Origin of the sequence: Halorientalis litorea (assembly GCF_023028225.1) — an archaeon.
Taxonomy (GTDB): Archaea; Halobacteriota; Halobacteria; order Halobacteriales; family Haloarculaceae; genus Halorientalis; species Halorientalis litorea.
Window position 1 is genome coordinate 1,148,817 of record NZ_CP095482.1, and the last position, 18,823, is coordinate 1,167,639.

The window sequence follows — 18,823 nt, forward strand, 5'->3', positions numbered from 1 at the left end:
ACTACCGTCCCGGTACCCCCTTATCCGAGCGTGCCGTTTCGGTCGGCAGACGCACGCACACCTCGGTCCCGTCCGGTCCGGTGTCGACCGATACGTCGCCGCCGGCCTGTCTCACGATTGTCCGGGCCATCCACAGGCCCAACCCCTGTCCGTGCCGGAGTGACGTCTCTTCACCCTTCTCGAGTACCTCGGCTTCCATCTCCGGCATCCCCGGACCGTCGTCGCTCACGCTGAGCTCGACCCACCCACCCTCCGGCGCGGCGAGTTCGATCTCAACTGTCGAGTGGTTCGACGCATCTATCCCGTTCTCGACCAGCTCACGGACCGCCTCGAAGGTCTCTACCGGAACTTGGGCCGACTCGCCATCCGGCACGTCGGTCACAACCGTCGCATCGGGGTACGTGTCTTTGACCGAGTGTTCCACGTCCAGTAGCAGTGATTCGTACCCCGTCGTCGCCTGCTGTTTCTCCTGTTTCCCGAGTACCTGCCGTATTTCCGATATCTTGTTGCTCATCGCGTCCCACTTGTCGAGCACCGTCTCTATCGTCTCGAACTGCTCGGCCCGGGCGTCCGCGTCCGCCGTCTCGGACATGAGCTGTGTCCAGCCGCGAATCTTGGTCAGGTCGTTTCGCATATTGTGCCGTAGTACCCGCTGCATGACCTCTAGATGCTGTCTGTACTGCTGTCGCGCGGTGACGTCACGACCCTCTGTGACGAGGAGGGAGACGGTGCCGTCCTCGTCGGTCACGGGTTTTATCGAGAAGTCTATCGTCGCGAGGCCGTTGGCACCGCGTGCCTCTGTCTCGTACCGGACGAACTCGCCGTTCGCAGCCCGGGCGATGGCGTCTCGGACGCCGTTTCTGGCCGTCTCGGAGTGTCCCCACCACGGAGCCTCCGGGAGCGGCTTCCCAATGATACTGTCGCGTTCGACGCCTGCGAACTCGAGGGTCGCGTCGTTAGCTTCGGCGAGTGTGCCATCCGGTTTCAAGAGGCCCGTGAACTGGAACGTCTGGTTGAAGATGCTCTCGAACCGCCGGGCGCGCTCCGTGCGTTCGGTCACGTTCCGGAGGTAGACGAGTATCCCGTCGATAGCCTCGTCGTCGAGCATGTTTCGATAGTGGCCTTCGACGTTGAACCACCCGCCGTCCGGGGACGCGAGACGGCATTCGGCAGTGACGTCTTTCGCGCCATCGACACAGTCGTAGAACATCTTCAGTGCGTGTTCTCGCCCGTCCGGGTGGAGGTAGTCGAAGAGGTTCTCGCCGACGAGGTCGTCGGGGTCGTAGTCAAAGACCCGTTCGGCCGAGCCACTGGCGTACGCGACAGTGCCGTCCGCTTCGAGGATGGTCACTACGTCGTCGGACTCCTCGACGAACCGCTCGGTTCGGCGTCGCTGTCGGCGTCGGTCTGTCATGTCGCGGACAATCATCGCGTACCCACGGAACTCGCCGTCGTCGGCTTCGAGCGGCGCGAACTGAGTGTCACCGTAGAACGTCGTCCCGTCCACACGAGCGCACTGCCCCTCGTGGGCACTCTCGCCGGCGATACGCGCCTGCTGGAGCAACCGTTCCGGCAGTCCCGACTCCCGGTCACTGTCGGGGTACAGTTCGGCCATCGCCATCCCGACGGCCGCCTCGGCGTCGTAACCGAACGTGTTCTCGGCACTGTCGTCCCACGTCTGGATGGTCCCGTCCTCGCCGATGGCGAGAAACACGTACTCGTCGACACTTTCTGTCAGCAGACGGAACCGCTCGCGCTCGGCTCTCAGTTCCCGCTCGCGTCGTACCTCCTCTGTCACGTCCTGTGCCAGCAGCAATCCGTGGGTCTCGGTCGACTGGCCGTCACTGTAGTCGACCGGAACGATCTGAATCCGGACTGTCCGGTCGTCGAGTTGGACCCGGCGGTCCGTGCGCTCGCCATCGAGGGCTGCTCGGGAGCGTGCCACGAGCTCGTCTCGGGCGTCGACATCGGGGAAGACCGTCCCCACAGCCATCCCGGAAATGTCCGACGCGTCGCGGTCGAACGCCGACAGGAGTTCGCCTGCGGCCAAGTCGTATTCGAGGTCCGTGTCGAACGTGAGAACGGCACCGTTCGGGATGTTCTCTGCGAGGCGCCGGTAGCGTCGTTCGTTTCGCTCGCGCTGTCGTTCCGCGTTCTTCCGGTCGGTGATATCCATCCCGGTGGCGAGGACCCGAGTCAAGTTCCCCTCGTCGTCGTACGTCGGGACGGCTCGCGTCCCGAGCCAGCGAACGGTGCCGTCGCCGTCGGTCGTCCGGAACTCATCGACCCACGACTCGCCGGTCTCGGTTATCCGCTCTAAGTTCTCCCGGACCCGGGCCCGGTCGTCCGGGTGGACCGTCTCTACGAATCCCTCGACGGATTCGACATCCCGGCCGACGATGTCGACGAGTGTCTCGTTCCACGTTACTGTGTCCGTCTCCACGTCCCACTCTGCGAGGCCGGTGTTCGTCCCCGAGAGCGTCAGTTCGAGTCGTTGGCGCTGTTCTCGCAGGTCGTCGTGGGTCTCTCGTCGGTCCATCTCGTAGCCGATCCACTGTCCGACCAGACTGATGAACGACCGCTCGAACTCGTCGAAGGGGTCCGCACGGGGTTCGGTCGCGGCGAAGCACAGTGTCCCGTACAGGTCGCCACTGGCGGCGACATCAGCCCCGAGGTACGTCTCTAGCTCGAACGTCTCGTAGGCTGGGTCGTCCGCCCAACCGTCCTCGGTGGCGTGTATGAGTGCCATGGGCTCGTCTCGCTCTATCGTCTCTCGGCAGTACGACTGTGAGAGCGGGACCGATTCGTCCGGCTGGAGGCGGTCGTGTGACCCGAAGCTGTCGACGATGGTCTGTGTGCCGGCCGCCGGTTCGGCGTCCGTCTCGATACGCGTCAAGAAGCCGTAGGGGAGGTCGAGATGGTCACTGACGGCGTCCAGAAGCATCGAAATCTTTTCCTCGAACGCCGTCTCGGGGTCGGTCGTGACCTCGTAGACACGCTCTATGAGGTCGATTCTCGCCTTGTTCTGTCGTTCGCGCTGCTTGCGCTCCGAGATGTCCACGAAAAGGGCGTTCGTTCCGGTCGTCTCGTCTCGTCGCGGGACCGCACGCAGAAGCGTATCCACCTGTTCGCCGTTCGCGCCCAGGAGCCGTCGCTCGGCCACCTCGAACTCGCCCGTGAGTGCGTCCTCGTACCCGCCGCCGGTGAGTTTGGACGTGGACAGGGCGGTGTAGAAGTGTTCGAGCGGTTCTCCCACTATCTCTCCGCGGTCGTATCCGAGTCGGGTCCGGAACTGCTCGTTGCACGACGCTACGACCGCCTCTCCGTCGACTTCCCGTGTTTGGACGAACAGTAGCGGTCCGTGGCTCAGGAACTGTTGTAGCCACTGGCTTCGCTCTCGGCGTTCGGTGACGTCCTGACTGATGCCGACGAAGTTCTGAACGGTCCCCTCCTCATCGGTGACCGGCGTGAGCGAGAGCCGCGTCCAGTACTCCGTTCCGTCTTTCCGGTAGTTACGGAGTTCGAGTGACACCGGCTCTTCGGCGTCGACGGCCTCGCGGAGCCGCGCTTCCTTCGCTGGGTCTGTGTTCGGTCCTTGGAGGAACCGCGGGTTGCGGCCGAGTACCTCCTCGCTGGTGTAGCCGGTCACGCGCTCGAAGCCGTCGTTGACGTAGACCAGTGGATTGTCGGCCCGTGTCGGGTCGGTAATCTGGATGCCGACGGTAGCCTCGTTCATGGCCTGTTCTTTGAGTTCGAGTTCACGTTCCCGGGTCTGGCGTTCGGTTTCGTCGCGGACGGTACAGACGAGTCGCCCGTCCTCGACCATCGTCAGGGAGAGTTCGGCGGGAAACGTCGACCCGTCGGGTCGGCTCCCCGTCACCATCCCACGCCAGTAGCCGTCCGCCTCGAGCGTCGGGAACGCCTCCGCTTGAAGCCGTTCGACCTCGTCCTCGTCGTACAGTTCGCGCCACGAGTGTCCGAGCAGTTGTTGTTTGTCCTCGAAACCGTACATGTCCACGTGGGACTGGTCGATGAAAACGTACTCCCCGTCCTCGAGCACCGCGACGCCGTCCCTCGCCGATTCGATGGCCTGCTGGAACGACTCCAACTGTTGTCGCCGCTCGTTCCGGGCGGTAATGTCCCGGAGTACCCCGGCCGTCCCACGGAACTCGTCGTTATCGATCAGTGCAAGCTGGTTCTCGACGACCAGCCGGCTACCGTCGACCGTTTCGAGGGTGAACTCCGCAGTCGTCGACCGGTCGTCTGTGGCGAGCAGGTCCGCTATCTGGTTGCGGATTCGTTCGACGTCCGAATCGTCCATCGTGGCCGACGGTCGCTTCCCGATTATCTCGCTGTCGTACCCGAACTCGCGTTTCGCCGCGTCGTTGACGAAAGTGAACCTGCCTTCGGTATCGAGCGCGTACACCGGGTCGTCGACGGCCTCGAGAATCGCTTCGTATCGCTCCAGTTCCTCGAACCGGTGGCGGCGTTCGATTTCTGTACCGACCCACTGTGCGACGAGTTTGGCGAACTCTCGTTCCCCCGGACTGAACGGCTCCGGTCGCGGTTTCGCCATCGAGAAGTTCACCGTTCCGTACGTCCTGCCGTCGACGACGACGGGCACTCCGATGTATGCACGGACGTTCTCCGCCGCCGGGTGACTCTCGTAGTCGGTATCCGCGGCATCGGCGAACGCGAGCGTCTCGGTCGTCTCGTTGGCGAGCGTCGCGTGACACATCGTCTCTTGGAGTTCGTACACGGCACCGGCCCGGTGTGTCCCGGTCGCGTCGACGACGGCCTCGACCTCGTAGTCGTCCTCGTCTACGTGTGAGAGGATTCCCGTATCGAGGCCGAGATGGTCACACCCCAGTGACAGCAGTCGCTCGATTGTTTCGTCGAACGCCTCGGCAGCCACGGTGAGTTCGTTCAGTCGACGGAGTAAACCTGCGTCAAGCTTTGGCTCCGCCGCGGTTTGTCGTGGGTCCGTCTGTGTGGTGCGGGATAGCTCCTGCACTGTCGTGCGGACGTAGCTCGACCCGTCGACTTCCACCGTTGTACTCGTGAGTTCGACCGTCACGTCACTCTCGTCTGCACGTTCGAGGGTCGTTCTGAGTGGGTCCGGCGTCCCGGCGACGCTGGTGTCGAGATACTCTCGAACAGCCCCGGTTGCCGGTTCGTGAGCGATATCGGCTACGTTTCTCCCCAGTAGCGTTTCGCGGTCGTACCCGGTCATCTCACGGGCCGCGGGACTGACCGCGACGATGACTCCGTCGTCGTCGCTGAGGAACGCGGCGTCGTCCGCCTCCTCGAACAACGCCCGGGCGGCGTGGTCTACCGACTGGTGCCCGTCGATACGAGCTAGTGCCGTTTCGAGGTGTGCTGCGATGGCTTCGGTGACGGTTACCCCTTCGTCGTCTAGCTCTGCCGGGTCCGTGACACCGAGGTGTAACGTTCGGTTGCAGCCGGCGGGAACGAAGACTTCTGCCTCAGTGCTTCCCGGAGGGTCGGTGTCGACTGTCGCTTCGGGCGTCGCGTCGGCCGAGAGTTCGCCCCCGCGTTCGCCGGACTGCTGGATGACCGACTCCGGTATTCGGTCCGGCGCAGTAACCGGATTGTCCGAACTCCGGCCCGACGAGGCGAGGGTGGACACCGTGTCCGTATTCGAGTCGTAGTCACAGACGCTCACGGCGGGTTGGTCGAACGCTGTCTCGGCCAACTCGACTGCACGAGTGACGGCGGCCGACACCGTCTCGGCCTGGCCGATCTCGGCCGACAGAAAGAGCAGCGAGGCAGAACTTGCAGAAGAGGGGTGAGTGTTTACCATGCAATACTATATGATCATGTAGTAATAAATCCCCCGTCACCAGTTTTTATTATTGATTCCAGTGGCCCGGCCGCTGAGTGGCTTGAATCCAGCTTCGAGTGCTTTCAAACCGGGTTTTTTACGTATACCTTCCCCGGAGCGGGCGAACTCCGCCCCTAATCTCACTTCTGAAACTTCCTTATCGGCGGCCAGAGCCGTATCTTTTTCAGTACGCTTGATACATTTCCACCGCTTCGAACGACTACCCGAGACTACTGACAACGAGTAATGTGTCACAGATTCGGGCCGCGGTGGCGGCCCACACGCTCACGTGTTTGTACGAGATTATGGTTTGCGCGGAGAGCCTAGGCCGGAATTTGAATCCGGGGTCTCGTCCTTACCAAGGACGCGCTTTACCGCTAAGCTACCCAGGCACTCAGGGTGCGTACACCCCGCTTTTCCGCCTTCTGCGCTCGAATTTACTACACAGCCGTATAAGAATGTGGTGAAAGCCACCGACTGTGCCGTACCGTGACGTGCCAAAGCAGTAATTGAAACCCTTCCGAAACTCGCCTCCTCGATGAAGCGAACCCCAATCGAAGCGTAGATTTAGTTGTCCATCAGGCAATACTGAGAGCGACGAAGCTCGGTTAGAAATCCGAAAGTGAAGCTACTTCGCCACCCTGTTTGTTTTCTTCAATCTGGACATCCGTATCCTCTACGGGGTTATGTGACACCTCGTACCCCTCCTCGGTTTCTCGAATATCCGAGACAGAGTAGAACTGAATCGGTTTCTCTTGCTTCGTCGTGACGGGGAAGTCGTAGTTATCAGCCTGATATTTAAACTCCTTCCCCTCGGGCAGACGCTCCTCAACGAACTCTTTGTGGTCGTCTAACCGTTGTTTGACGACTTCACGCGAGTATTCTGGAATATCTTCGACTCGTTGCTTGAACAACTGCACGAATTCCTCATCCAGTTCATATCCGACGGAGTTTCGCCCCGCGACCATCGCGGCGAACGAGGTCGTCCCTGTTCCCCAGAACGGGTCAAGCACAGTATCTCCATAGACAGAATACATATTGATGAGTCGATACGGAATCTCAAATGGGTACGCCGCAGAACGCTCTCTTAATTCGCTTTGTCCAAGAGCTTGAAGCACCCCTTTAATCTCCATCCAAACGTCGGAAAACCACTGGTTCCTTTCTTCGCAAAAGTACGCCGAATTGTAGCGTCGTTCCGACCCCGGCTCGAAGGTTCGACTATCCTTCCCGTTACGGAAGACGAGGATATACTCGTGTTCAAGCGTTACGTAGGCGTTGGGCGGGAGCATACCTGAACCCATAAACTTGGCTCCCGAATTGACGGGTTTGCGCCACAGAAGTTCAGGTAGAGGCTCGAATCCGAGGTCTTCGAAAGCGTTGATAATTCGAGACATATGCGAGGATGATTAGTGTAATCCCCATTACTCTACCGACACCCGCTATTTCGACCAATCTCTGACGAAAAATGTGAAAGACTGCTAATCAGCCTACCAGATTTGTTCTACCGCCGACGACCGCGTTTCCGAGTCTGAATGTAGATACTTCATCGTCGTCGTCACGCTCTTGTGGCGAAGTTGCTCCTTGGCATAGTGTGGCCCGACGTGATTCGCCCAATGAGTCGCCACGCCGTGCCGAATCGAGTACCACGTCACGTCCTTGTTCTTCGGGATTGAGACGTTCCCCTCCTCGATGAGTCGGCGCAGGAGATAGTTACACGACTTCGAGCTGTATCGCGTGCCCTTCTTCGTGAGCCACAGCTCGTCGCGGTCTTGGTACTTCTCGTAGATCGCAGTTCCATCGAATCAGAGGTCAAAACGATTCAGTGGTCGGCGGAGGTACGCGCACCGCCGGGCGGCGTCGGGTCCGTCCCAACCAACCCGGCCAGTCGCTCAACCGTCGCCTCCGCGAGCGCGGTTTCGGCGGCCGGCAGGTCGGCGGTGCCGACGGCCAGACCGGTAGCGAACTCCCGCAGACGGGCGGGCGCGCTCCCGCCGGCGGCAGTCGTCCCCGCGACGACGGCCAACTCGAACACGTCGGCTTCGAGATTCCCGTCGAGCGACGGGTCGTCGGTCTCCCGGCGGACGGTCTGGTCGCCACCGAACGACCGGACGACGGCGACGGCGGCCTCGGCGGCCTCCGTTCGGGCCAGCAGGTAGAACCCGCGTGCCACGAGGATGTCGGCGACGAGGACGTCCACGTCGGCGGCCGCCGCCGAAGCGGACTTCCCGGCCGTCTCGCCGTTCGTCGTCGCAGTCTCTCCCGGTGGCCACGCTTCGGGTCCCCCGTTCCACGGTTCTTCGTGTGCGAGTGTCCGTGTCAGCCGGAGCCCCTCGTAAATGAGTTGGACGGCCGCGGCGCGCTCGGACACCCCGTCCAGGCCGACTCGCTCGTCGACCGCACGCGCACTGAGTAGCGTCAGCGCGCCGGGCGCCATCGACCCACCTTCGAGGCGTTGCTCGACGCGCTCGAAGAGGCGGGCAGGGTCGACATCGTCGACGGCTTCCAGCGCCGCTTGCCGGACCGCAGCGGCTTCCTCCATTGACACGTAATAGCGGCGGGAAAGGCAAAGACCTTTGGAAACGACAGACCACGCCCACCCGTGATTACCACTGCCCGCGACGGGGATGTTCTCGTCGTCACGCTCGACCGACCCGACCGGCGGAACGCGCTCACGCTCGACGGCCTCGACGCCCTCGAAACGGCCGTCGCCGACGCCGACGCGCCCGTCGTCCTGCTTCGCGGTGCCGGTCCGGCGTTCTGTGCCGGGGCCGACCTCGACGTGGTCGCCGACATCGACCCCGAGGACGCAGAGCCGTTCGTCCGACAGGGCCAGCGCGTCGCCCGGAACATCGAGACGGCGGACAGCGTCGTCGTCGCCGGCGTCGACGGGGCGGCGCGGGGCGGTGGCGTCGAACTCGCCTTGGCCTGTGACCTGCGAGTCGCAACCGACCGCGCCACGTTCGCCGAGAACGGCGTCGCGCTCGGCCTGTTCGGCGCGTGGGGCGGCACCGTCCGTCTCCCGCGCATCGTCGGCGAGGGCGAGGCGATGGACATCGCACTCTCCGGGCGAACCCTCGACGCCGAAGACGCGCTCCGAACGGGACTCGTCTCCCGAATCGTCGACGACCCGCGGACGGTCGCACAGTCTATCGCGGCCAACGACGAGCGGGCACTGAGCGTGCTGGCGGCGCGACTGCGCGACGACGCCGACGCCCAGACCCAAGAGCGACGGGAGGCAGAGGCGTTCGCGGACTTGCTCGCACACGCCGACATCGTGGGGTCGTGAGTCGAGCGACCTGTCGCGAGAACCGAAAAGGTTGAATCACCGACTGTCCTACCAAGTCGAGTCAGGGGACAATGCCGGACTGTAACTACTGTGGGGAGTCGTTCGGGGACGAACAGTCGTATCTTCAACACTTACACGACGCCCACGAGGAGTCGGAGTTGAGTCGTATCGACCGCCGTCGCGTCGCGTCGGAAATCGAGGACAGTGGGGGTGGGTTCCCGACGGGGCCGGTCATTCTCGTCGGCCTCGTCCTGTTCACCCTCGCGATTACGGTGTACGTCGCCTTCTTCCTCGGCGGGGGCAACGGCAGTGCCGCGGCCGACAATCTCGCCGGGGACATCCAGCAGACGCCGACCGGCGTCGGAACGGTCCACGAACACGGCCCAATCGACGTGACTATCGACGGCCAGGCACTCGACTTCAGCCGCGGCGAGTTCCAGAACCCGCGGGAGTACCCCGCCTTCCACTTCGAGGGCGGGAACGGCGACATCTGGCACGTCCACGCCCGAGGCGTCACGCTCGAATACGCGATGTCGACGCTCGGCATCCGGGTCAACGAGACAGCCGTCGCCTACGACGGAACGGTCTACCGGGACAGCGACCCGAACACCTCGGTCACCGTCACGGTGAACGGCGAACCGGTCGACCCGCAGACGTACGTCCTCGACGGCACGGAGTCGACCGCCGACGCCGGACAGGGCGACTACATCCGCATCGAAGTGACCACGCAGTGACGGGGCGGTCGCCCCGTCCTCAGTAGAGCGGCGTCGGCCCGGGCGGCATCCGCCGTTTGTGCGCGCTTCCCTCGTAGAGTTCCCGGACCCTATCGACGGTCGCCGGGTCGACGCCGAGCGTCTCCGCCGTGACCGACTTCGAGAGCCGGCCGTCGATGTGGAGTGCCAGAATCGAGTCCAGCGTGTCGTAGTCCATCCCGAGTTCAGTCTCGTCGGTCTGGCCCGACCACATCTCCGCGCTGGCGGTCTTCTCCGCGAGGTCGTCGGCCACGCCGAGGTGTTTCGCCAGCTGCCGGACCTGCCCCTTGTAGAGGTTCGCGATGGGGTTGCAGTCGACGGCCTGGTCGCCGTACTTCGTGAAGTACCCCACCAGAGCCTCGGCGCGGTTCCCCGTCCCCAACACGATGGCGTCCTCGCGGTTCGCGTAGAAGTAGTTGAGGACCCCCCGAGCCCGGACCCGGACGTTCCCGACGGCCATCCGAAGCGCGTCGGTCTCGGTGTCGGAGTCGGAGTCGATGCCCGGCACCGCGTCGAGGAACGCGTCCACGATGGGTTCGATTTCGACGACGTCGTAGGACATGCCGAGCGTCTCCGCGACGTGTTCGGCATCGCTCATGTTCTCCTCGCGGTTGGCCTCGCTGGGCATCACGAGCCCGTGGACGTTCTCGGCCCCCAGTGCCTCCACGGCGAGATAGGCCGTCGTCGTGCTGTCGATGCCCCCCGAGAGCCCGAGAATCGCCGTCTCGACACCCGCCGCGTCCACTTGGTCGCGAATGAACTCCGTGATGTGCTCGCGGTGGGCCGTCAACTCTGCCTCCGAGAGGGTCAAATCGAGCGGTCGGTCCGCGCGCGCTATCGCCTGTGACATACACGAACAGAGGGACGGAACGGACTAATACCCTCTCATCGCGTGAACGGTTCGAGGTCGTTGCCGCTCGGGAGTGAACACGCGTCCAGAACGTGTGCCGGTCGCTCACCGAACACAAAGCGGTGACCGGTGGGTGTCGGGTGACAACAGGGACCGCGCCGGTCGGGAATCGAACCGGATGAAGATGGGCGGCCTCGCCCCGCTCGGCCGCTACGACTTCCGGGGTTCAATCCTTGGCCTGCTCGTTCGTCGCTTCGCTCCTCACTGCGCCGGCCGGGAATTGAACCCGGGCTATGAGCTTGGGAAGCTCATGTCCTACCACTAGACCACCGGCGCTCGCGTCCCACGCTGCTCGGTGAGACTTCGGCACGTGCCCCGCGCGGCGGGACACCGGCGCGTCAGCCGGTTGTTCCCCGCCGTCGTACTTCAACGTAGCGTTTCGGTCAGTCGCGCCGTCGCGCGAGCAGCGCGATTGACAACAGCGCGAGGACGGCGGCGGCGACACCGAAGCCGGGACCGGAGCCGCCCGTCTCCGCCTCGACGCCGAGGTAGTCGGCGGCGCGTTGCGTGTCCATCTCGGGGAACTCGCGGTCGTAGTCGCCCGGCATGTGGATGTCCGTCTCGTCGTCGACACCGGCGAGGTTACGCACGTCGTCCTCGCTGGCGTCGCTGTCGACGGCGTTCCGTACTCTGACGTAACTGTGGAGAGTGTCGTCCTCGGTGCGGCCGACGACACTCTCGACCGAGTCGGGGAAGTCACCGGTCGCGGCGATGGCCCCGCCGAGCGCGCTCAGGTTCTGGAACTGCGCGCCGGCTTCGACGGTCACGTTCTCGTCGTCGAGCGTGACGTCAGTCCGGGCGCGAGTGAAGTTGGCCCGCTGCAGGCCTTCGAGGAACTCGACGGTCTCCTCGTCGGTGGACGGGTTCGCCTGCGAGGCGTTGAGCAACTGGCCGACCGTCTCGTCGACGAGGCTCTCTCCTTCTACCGACATGGTCCCCTCGGCGTCGATGACGCCGTCGTCGGTTTCGGCGGTGAAGTCGTACGTCGTCTCGGACGTGGAGATGCCGCGTGATTCGAGTTCCTGCACGTAGGCGTCGTAGTTCTCGGTCCGGTACCGGAGTTCGGCGTCGACCGCCCCCGTCTGTGCGTCGGGTTGGTCGTACTCGATGGACCACTCGAACCGCTGGGAGAGGTCCGAGGCGTCCTGTGCCTCGAACTGCGCGCGCAGCTGTTCGATTTGCTCCTCGCTGGCCCCCCCGCCTTCGGTGGCGGTGGCCACGTCGAGCGCGGCGAGTGCGGCCTCGTCGTAGTTCCGGAGGCCGAGGTTGTAGCTCGCGGTTATTTTACCGTCGGTGCTCTCCATCTCGAACGACGCCCCGTCGAGCGAGAGTTGTTGGACGCGCTCGGCGACGCTATCGATTTCCGACTGGCTCATGTCGACGGTTTCGCTCTCCGAGAGGTCGCTTGCGATGGTGTCGGACAGCCCCTCTTTGATGTTCTCGTACTGGACGGTGTACGCGATGTCGAGGCGTGCGGAGCCGTCGGATTGCTCCTCGAAGTCGTAGGCCGAGACGGTCACGTCCGCCGACCCGCCGAACTCCGCGGCCGCGTCGGCGAACTGACGTTCTATCGTCGCGACGGCCTGTTCGCGGGAGTTCCAGTCGCCGGTCTGGAACGACGAGAGCGTCTCCTCGCGTTCGGCTTCGAGGGTGTAGTCACCGTCGGACTCCGAGAGCGTGTACGACATCCGCGTCGATTGCTCGGAGCCGGTCCGGAGCTGTGCGGTCACGGACCCGGCAGTCTGGAAGGAGGAGGCTGTCGTCGTCACGTTGCCGGCGACAGTCGCCGACTCCGACAGTCCGGCGGGTCCGGCCGCGCCGAGGGAGAACGTCGTCGCGAGCGTGGCGTCCATCCGGGCGTTCTCACTCGTCGACTGCCCCGAGATGTCGGCAGACAGCGTGTCGAGGGACTCCGGCGTCGGAACCGAGAAGGTCCCGTTCGCCGTCAGTTCCGAGTCGGTCAGCATCGCGGTGGCGTTACCGGTGGCTGCGGTTGCACCCGGGTCCTCGACCGGTTCGATGGCGAGGAAGTACAGGAGGTTCGACCCCACTTCGGCACCGTACTCCGTCCGTGCGTCCTCGTCGAGTTCTTCCTCACTCTCGTAGACGAGGACGACACTCCCGTCGTCTTGGACGAAGGCGTCGTCGGCCGTCTCGGGCGGGTCCGTCGGTTCCGAGTCCAACTGCGCGCCTGCTACCCCGACGAAGAGACTCGTCGTGAGGAGGGCAACGCAGACGACGGCGAGGAGGGGATTGCTACGACTCATCCGTCTGTCGTTCGGGGGGAGAGGCGTTCACTGACTGTACAGCGGGCGTGTTCGGGCGGAATGCGCATCACATTCCGGACTAGTATTGCGGGTAAATAATTGTTGATACTGCGGACTGTCCCGTCGAAACAAGCAGGCGGCCGACGGCGTCGCGTCGACTACGTGCCGTCGAAACAGGAGTCGTAGTCGCCCGTCTCACGGACCGACAACACCTCGCGGGTCGCGTCGGCGTCGAACCGGAGCGGGCGCCGCCACCACGGCCCCTTCCCCGAATCGGCCGAGAGTCCGGTGACGAGTCGGTTCGGGTCACTCCCGGCGGTTCGGGTACTCAGCGGGACGGCGGTGTCGTACAGGGCCGACCCGCCGGGGTCGCCGAGCACGAGGACGCGGGCGTCGAACTGCTCGCGGTTGACGTGAGCGTTGTTCGCGAACGGCGCGCGGTCCGCCGGGGGGAGGTCCCGGTACGCCTCGCCGGTGAGGGCGTCGCGAGCGAGGCGGAAGTGACCGACGAGGAACGCCCCCCACTCCGGGGCGGCCCAGTCGGGGCGGTCGGTGCCCGTCGAGAGCGTGGCGTAGAAAAGGAGGTAGTCGCCAGCCGCCAACTCCGAGAGTGGCCCGGCCTTCACGCCGTGTTCGTCGCCGTAGGTGTACCGCTCACAGTGAGGGTACTCGGGGAACTCCGGGTCGAGGTGGACCGGCGTGTCCGCGTAGCCGTCGGGCAGGTCCGTGTCGAGGGAGAGGTCGGCGTACGTCGGAACGTCCCCGCTCGTCGGTTCGGACTCGGGGATGGGGATGTACTCGAAGGAGCCGTCGGGGTAGAGCGGCCCGCGGACGCCCGGTTCGTTGGTGTTGGCGGCGACGTTGATGGCGATGCTCCGCATACCGGTGCTGGACGCGCGCTGGACAAAAGCGACTCGCTACCCCAGCGGCGTGAGACACTGCTTGCAGTAGCGATACGTGGAGACGCGTTCGTTGTGCGTGCCGCAGTTGCGGCAGTAGATGCCCGTCTCGTCGGCGGCCGGGACGCCCTCCCGGTCGACGCCGACGGCCCGTTGGTCACCGACGCCCGGCCCCTCGACCGAGGGGTCGCTGTCCCGGACGTACCGGTAGACCAGCAACTGGAGGAGGGCGAAGCCGACGATGTAGGCGACTATCCACGTCCACACCTCCATACCATGTGGTACGTTGTCACGATACTTGGCTTTTCGGTCAGTGTACTAACATTGAGACCACCCGAGGTAGACGCGAAGTTACTGCTCGGTGGGTGACGAACGGTCGCGGTGGAACTCGTCGAACTGCTCGAAGTCCTCGGGGAGGTCGTACTCGACGACGCGCTCTGCGCGGCGGTCGACGTTTCCGTCCTCCAACGGGGCCGCCGTGGATTCCCACCCGTCCTTGACGGCGATGGATTCGGCTGGTTGGCCGGCCGCGATGTGGTGGGCTGGAACGTCCGCCCCGGCGATGGATTTGGCCGCGAGGATGGAGTTCTCGCCCATGCGAACGCCCGCCCGGACCATCGAATCGTAGGTGACGCGCACGTCGTCTTCGATGATTGTGTGGTAGTTCGTGACGTGGGTCTGGTCGGTGGCGTCGTGGTCGTGGGAGTAGACGTGGGCGTCGTCGGAGATGGAGACGCGGTCGCCGATTGTGAGGTGGCCGCGGTCGTCGAGGTGAACGTCGTCGTGGACGACCACGTTGTCGCCCATCTCGATGTTGTGGCCGTAGGTGAAGGAGATGCTCTTGAACAGGCGGAGGCCGTCTCCGGCTTCGGCGAAGAGGTGGTCGGCGAGCATCTGCCGGAACCGGAGCGCGAAGGCGATGTTGTCGGCCATCGGCGTGGCGTCGAACTGCCGCCAGAGCCACTGGAGGTGCTTCGAACGCTCGAACTGACCCTCGGGCATCGTCTCGATTTCGGCGTAGTACTCGCTCTCGAGCGTGGCGTTGCAGGGGTCGTACCCCTGCAGACGGACGCGTTCGGCGGGGGAAACGTCCGCGCCCGACTGCCACCGCTCGTATGCCTCCCGGTCGCCGTGGAGGTCGACGAGCACGTCCTCGACGACCTGACAGGTGTCCTCGTCGCTGCTGAGGCGGCGGTCGACGTCGTCGAGGAACGCCTGTAATCCCTCCTCGGCGAGCGGCGGCAACGAGACGTGTCGCTTCGTCATGTACCACTCTCATCACACCCGGCGTTACAAAGGGGTTGTCGTTACTCTCGCGTCCGTTACCTCGCGGTAACCGCGCACGTTCGGGCAGGTGCTCGGGGACGGGAACGACCAGTCTACACCGCCGAACCGCACGGGCTAAGTGAGCGACGCCCCAACTGTGGGGTATGAACGAGCGCGAACTCGGAACCTCGGGCGTCGACGTGTCGGAAGTCGGCTTCGGCGCGTGGGTCGTCGGAACGGACTGGTGGGGCGACCGCTCCCGCGAGCAGGCAATCGACATGGTACAGCACGCCGTCGACGCAGGCATCACGTTCTTCGACACCGGCGACGTGTATGGCCACGGCGACAGCGAGGAACTCGTCGGCGACGCCCTCGCCGAGTACCGCGACGAGGTGACCGTCTCTACGAAAGTCGGCTACGACTTCTACAACAACCCGCAGGCAGGCCACGGCGAACTCCCGAAGCGCGTCGACCCCGAGTGGATTCGGACGGCACTCGACCGCTCGCTCGACCGACTCGACATGGACTACGTGGACGTGTTGATGCTCCACAACGCCAACGTCGACGAGGTGACCCCCGACGTGCTGGAGACGCTGGACGAACTCCGAGAGGAAGGCAAGATAGAGGCCGTCGGTTGGGCACTCGGCCCCTCCATCGGGTGGCTGGCAGAGGCCGAACAGACCGTCGCCGAGGAGTTCGACGCCCTCCAACTCGTCTTCAACGTGTTCGAGCAGGTGCCCGGCCGCCACGCCATCGACACCGTCCGTGAGATGGACGCCGACACGAGCGTCCTCCCGCGTGTCCCCCACTCCTCGGGGCTGTTGAACGAACAGGTCACGCCCGAGACGGAACTCGGCGAGGGCGACCACCGCGCTCACCGCCCGCAGGAGTGGTACGAGACCGGTTGGGAGAAAGTCGAGAGCCTGCGGTTCCTCGAACGCGCGGAACGTAGTTCCGCGGAGGGCGCGAGCGGGGAGCGGACGATGGGACAGGCGGCCATCCAGTGGCTCCTGAGCTTCGACGAAGTCGCCAGCGTCACCCCGACCTTCCGCACCACCGACGACATCGACGAGTGGGCCGGCGCGCCCGACACGCCCGCGCTCTCCGAGGAGGAGGTCCAGCGCGTCGAAGAACTGTACGAGGACAACTTCGGCATCGACCGCGACGACGGGATGGACGCCCTGCGGTCCTCCGTCGGCGGGTCGGACCTCGAAGGAATCGACAAGCAGGCGGCTGGCGACTAAATTTTACTCCCTCGGGTTTCCTCGGCCGGCGCGTCGCGCCGGCCTGCGGGAACCACTCGGTCGCAAAATTTAGTACAAAACTACCCGCGAGCGCGTCCTGCGGGCGCGCTCGCGGTGAACCGCGCTCACTCCGTTCGCGCGGATGCTGGTCTCACAGCGGCGGCTGGGAGCGCGTTTCATCGCGCGACTCGGGGGAGGGCAGGCCTGCTGTGGGCATCGAGCCACGAGTTCGCGCGGCGCGTTCATGCGCCGCGCCGGGAACCGCGTGTTCGCCGCCGGAGAACCGCGGAAGACCCCTTGTGGGTCCACCTGGTTAGGAATACTAAGGGCGAGGCCCGCCTGCCAAGGCGGGCCGAGGGCTTAGTCACAGGAAGTCACGCACGTCGCTGTACCACATGTCGTGGTGGTCGACGGCGTCGATGGCGCGGGCGATCTTGACGGCGATGACGTGCCAGCAGAGGTCGGTTGGGTCCTCGGGGTCGAGGTTGTACTCGCTGTCGGCACAGTTGCAGGAGTCGCCCTCGACGATGTACTCGTCCTCGTGGCCGACGACGACGGTGAAGTCGCGGTACTCCTTGACGCGACGCTCGCCGACGGCGTCGATGGCCCGCCGGCCGCGCTCGCCGTGGAGTGAGACGAGACGGTCGACTGCCTCGGGCGTGAGTTCGCCCGCCTCCGAGAGCGTCGCCACCCAGTCCTCGACCGCTGTCACGAGTCCACACTTCGGACACCGCCGACAAAACAGGTTCGATGGGTCGGGGACGGGACCGTGCCGCTTTTTTCCCGTGGTCACACCGGATACGGTATGCTCGTCGAGGAGGGCGGTGTCGAACTCGAAGTGCCCGGGGAGGCGACCGACGGGAAACAGGACGGGGTGTTCTACAACCCCGACATGGAACTCAACCGGGACGTGACGGTGGCGACGCTGCGGGCCTACCGCGATTCGGGGGTCGGTCCGGCCGCCTCCTACCTCGACGCGACGGCCGCGAGCGGCGCGCGCGGCGTCCGCGCGGCCGCCGACGGGTGGGACGTGACGCTGTGTGACGTGGACCCCGACGCGGTGGCCCTCGGGGAGGAGAACCTCGCCCGCAACGACCTGTCGGGCACGGCCGTCCACCGGGACGCGAACGCGCTCATGCACGAGGCGCGGTTCGACGTGGTCGACGTGGACCCGTTCGGGACGCCGATGCCGTTCGCCGACGCCGCCGTCAGGAGCGCGGGCGGACTGCTCTGCGTGACGGCCACCGACACCGCGCCGCTGTGTGGCGCGCACTTCATGAGCGGCGTCCGCAAGTACGAGACGGTCCCGCGCAACACGGAGTACCACGCCGAGATGGGACTGCGCGTCCTCCTGTCGGCACTTGTCCGGACTGCGGCCCGCCACGACGTGGCCGCGACGCCCATCTTGAGCCACGTCTCCGACCACTACGTCCGGACGTACCTCGACGTGGACAGCGGGGCACGGGCGGCCAACGACTGCATCGAGCAGTTGGGCTACGTGGACCACTGCCAGCGGTGTCTCTACCGCGAGGCGACGACCGGACTCGTCCCGGACCCGCTTTCGGAGTGTCCCCACTGTGGCGAACACATCCAGACGGCCGGCCCGCTCTGGCTCGGCCCGGCCCACGACGCCGACTTCGTGACCGCCGTCCGCGAACGGGTCACCGACGGCTTCGGCACCGCGGCGCGGGCGCGCCGTCTGCTCGACACGATTGCGGGCGAACTCCACACGCCGACCCACTACGACCAGCACAGGCTGGCGAAGCGGTGGGGCGAGTCCGCCGTCGGGATGGCGGAGTTCGTCGACACGCTCCGGGACGCGGGCCACGAGGCGACCCGGACGCACTACGGCGGGACGACGTTCAAGACGACGGCGGACGTGACAGAAATCGAGGCCGCGACGCGCTAGGACCGCTCTTCCTGTATCTCACGGCCGACTTGAGCGACGGTCCCGAGGACGTACGAGAGCAGGCGGTAGACGGGGCGCAGGAACAGGTTGACCACGCCGAGGAGGCCGACGAGGCCGCCGATAGCCTGCAGTTCACCGGCCGTCCACCCTTCGAGGACGCCGACGACTGCGGCGGCGGCGGCGACGGCCGGGCCGACCCAGAGCCAGTCGAGATACGGTGCGAGCGACGCGGACGCGTCGAGACGCCGGAGCGAGACGGTGGCTCCAGCGAGGAGCGTGAGCAAGCCAGCGACCGGCAGCGACGCGCCGAACCCGAGGAACCCGAGTGCTATCGAGAGCGCGGCGGCGACGAGCAGAACGGTCGACGAGACGAGGACGAACCGCTCGAATCGGGTCTCCATACCACCGCTGGCGTGGCGGACCCTAATGACGTTTCGGTGTCGGC

14 protein-coding genes, 2 tRNA genes and 1 pseudogene are annotated in these 18,823 nt (G+C 65.0%); 4 read left to right on the top strand and 13 right to left on the bottom strand.

What is annotated here, in order from left to right; translation table 11 throughout:
* Nucleotide 1 precedes the first annotated feature (1 nt).
* The 5 genes and pseudogenes from MUG95_RS06195 to MUG95_RS06210 form a co-directional block, all read right to left on the bottom strand.
* The gene (locus MUG95_RS06195) at nt 2-5,824 is read right to left on the bottom strand and encodes a PAS domain S-box protein (RefSeq protein WP_247010203.1); all 5,823 of its coding nucleotides are present in this window, start codon (nt 5,822-5,824) and stop codon (nt 2-4) included.
* A gap of 341 nt (nt 5,825-6,165) precedes the next feature.
* Nucleotides 6,166-6,237 (bottom strand) — tRNA-Thr (locus MUG95_RS06200).
* 216 nt (nt 6,238-6,453) lie between these two features.
* Nucleotides 6,454-7,236: pseudogene (locus MUG95_RS06205) on the bottom strand (DNA-methyltransferase); the annotation flags it as partial.
* A 96-nt stretch (nt 7,237-7,332) separates the two neighbouring features.
* Nucleotides 7,333-7,632 carry a tyrosine-type recombinase/integrase gene (locus tag MUG95_RS17025; protein WP_372608194.1) on the bottom strand — a complete coding sequence of 100 codons (300 nt, stop codon included), beginning with the start codon at nt 7,630-7,632 and terminating at the stop codon, nt 7,333-7,335.
* Between the two features lie 32 nt (nt 7,633-7,664).
* Nucleotides 7,665-8,384: a DUF7114 family protein gene (locus tag MUG95_RS06210; protein ID WP_247010204.1), complete on the bottom strand. Its 720-nt coding sequence runs from the start codon at nt 8,382-8,384 to the stop codon at nt 7,665-7,667.
* A gap of 60 nt (nt 8,385-8,444) precedes the next feature.
* On the opposite strand from MUG95_RS06210, the gene MUG95_RS06215 reads away from it, so the two are divergent.
* Entirely contained in the window at nt 8,445-9,131 is a 687-nt protein-coding gene (locus MUG95_RS06215) for an enoyl-CoA hydratase/isomerase family protein (RefSeq protein ID WP_247010205.1), read from the top strand.
* A gap of 71 nt (nt 9,132-9,202) precedes the next feature.
* Nucleotides 9,203-9,865, top strand: coding sequence for a hypothetical protein (locus MUG95_RS06220; RefSeq protein ID WP_247010206.1), 663 nt, complete (start codon nt 9,203-9,205; stop codon nt 9,863-9,865).
* Between the two features lie 19 nt (nt 9,866-9,884).
* On the opposite strand, the gene MUG95_RS06225 is transcribed toward MUG95_RS06220, so the two are convergent.
* From MUG95_RS06225 to MUG95_RS06250, 6 genes are all read right to left on the bottom strand, one after another.
* A complete protein-coding gene (locus MUG95_RS06225) occupies nt 9,885-10,733 on the bottom strand; it encodes an NAD+ synthase (protein ID WP_247010207.1) in 849 nt (282 codons plus the stop codon).
* Nucleotides 10,734-10,998: 265 nt separating this feature from the next.
* A tRNA-Gly gene (locus MUG95_RS06230) sits at nt 10,999-11,069 on the bottom strand.
* A 107-nt stretch (nt 11,070-11,176) separates the two neighbouring features.
* Nucleotides 11,177-13,060: a PGF-CTERM sorting domain-containing protein gene (locus tag MUG95_RS06235; RefSeq protein ID WP_247010208.1), complete on the bottom strand. Its 1,884-nt coding sequence runs from the start codon at nt 13,058-13,060 to the stop codon at nt 11,177-11,179.
* 158 nt (nt 13,061-13,218) lie between these two features.
* On the bottom strand, nt 13,219-13,941 hold the full coding sequence (locus MUG95_RS06240) for an Nmad3 family putative nucleotide modification protein (protein ID WP_247010209.1): 723 nt from the start codon (nt 13,939-13,941) through the stop codon (nt 13,219-13,221).
* 36 nt (nt 13,942-13,977) lie between these two features.
* Entirely contained in the window at nt 13,978-14,232 is a 255-nt protein-coding gene (locus tag MUG95_RS06245; protein ID WP_247010210.1) for a DUF7577 domain-containing protein, read from the bottom strand.
* A gap of 78 nt (nt 14,233-14,310) precedes the next feature.
* A complete protein-coding gene (locus tag MUG95_RS06250; protein WP_247010211.1) occupies nt 14,311-15,225 on the bottom strand; it encodes an acyltransferase in 915 nt (304 codons plus the stop codon).
* A 164-nt stretch (nt 15,226-15,389) separates the two neighbouring features.
* Between MUG95_RS06250 and MUG95_RS06255 the strand changes: the two genes are divergently transcribed.
* Nucleotides 15,390-16,469 carry an aldo/keto reductase gene (locus MUG95_RS06255; protein ID WP_247010212.1) on the top strand — a complete coding sequence of 360 codons (1,080 nt, stop codon included), beginning with the start codon at nt 15,390-15,392 and terminating at the stop codon, nt 16,467-16,469.
* Nucleotides 16,470-16,833: 364 nt separating this feature from the next.
* Here the strand turns inward: MUG95_RS06255 and MUG95_RS06260 are convergent, their stop codons facing one another.
* Nucleotides 16,834-17,181 (bottom strand): hypothetical protein, encoded by a 348-nt coding sequence (locus tag MUG95_RS06260; RefSeq protein ID WP_247010213.1) that lies wholly within the window; start codon nt 17,179-17,181, stop codon nt 16,834-16,836.
* Nucleotides 17,182-17,274: 93 nt separating this feature from the next.
* Between MUG95_RS06260 and MUG95_RS06265 the strand changes: the two genes are divergently transcribed.
* Nucleotides 17,275-18,378: a tRNA (guanine(26)-N(2))-dimethyltransferase gene (locus MUG95_RS06265; protein WP_247010214.1), complete on the top strand. Its 1,104-nt coding sequence runs from the start codon at nt 17,275-17,277 to the stop codon at nt 18,376-18,378.
* On the opposite strand, the gene MUG95_RS06270 is transcribed toward MUG95_RS06265, so the two are convergent.
* Nucleotides 18,375-18,779 carry a hypothetical protein gene (locus MUG95_RS06270; protein ID WP_247010215.1) on the bottom strand — a complete coding sequence of 135 codons (405 nt, stop codon included), beginning with the start codon at nt 18,777-18,779 and terminating at the stop codon, nt 18,375-18,377. The genes MUG95_RS06265 and MUG95_RS06270 overlap by 4 nt on opposite strands.
* Between the last annotated feature and the right edge of the window lie 44 nt (nt 18,780-18,823).

Coding starts and splice junctions, on each gene's coding strand:
- MUG95_RS06195 (WP_247010203.1), bottom strand. CDS start 5,824: ATGGTAAACACTCACCCCTCTTCTGCAAGTTCTGCCTCGCTGCTCTTT.
- MUG95_RS06210 (WP_247010204.1), bottom strand. CDS start 8,384: ATGGAGGAAGCCGCTGCGGTCCGGCAAGCGGCGCTGGAAGCCGTCGAC.
- MUG95_RS06220 (WP_247010206.1), top strand. CDS start 9,203: ATGCCGGACTGTAACTACTGTGGGGAGTCGTTCGGGGACGAACAGTCG.
- MUG95_RS06225 (WP_247010207.1), bottom strand. CDS start 10,733: ATGTCACAGGCGATAGCGCGCGCGGACCGACCGCTCGATTTGACCCTC.
- MUG95_RS06235 (WP_247010208.1), bottom strand. CDS start 13,060: ATGAGTCGTAGCAATCCCCTCCTCGCCGTCGTCTGCGTTGCCCTCCTC.
- MUG95_RS06240 (WP_247010209.1), bottom strand. CDS start 13,941: ATGCGGAGCATCGCCATCAACGTCGCCGCCAACACCAACGAACCGGGC.
- MUG95_RS06245 (WP_247010210.1), bottom strand. CDS start 14,232: ATGGAGGTGTGGACGTGGATAGTCGCCTACATCGTCGGCTTCGCCCTC.
- MUG95_RS06250 (WP_247010211.1), bottom strand. CDS start 15,225: ATGACGAAGCGACACGTCTCGTTGCCGCCGCTCGCCGAGGAGGGATTA.
- MUG95_RS06255 (WP_247010212.1), top strand. CDS start 15,390: ATGAACGAGCGCGAACTCGGAACCTCGGGCGTCGACGTGTCGGAAGTC.
- MUG95_RS06265 (WP_247010214.1), top strand. CDS start 17,275: ATGCTCGTCGAGGAGGGCGGTGTCGAACTCGAAGTGCCCGGGGAGGCG.
- MUG95_RS06270 (WP_247010215.1), bottom strand. CDS start 18,779: ATGGAGACCCGATTCGAGCGGTTCGTCCTCGTCTCGTCGACCGTTCTG.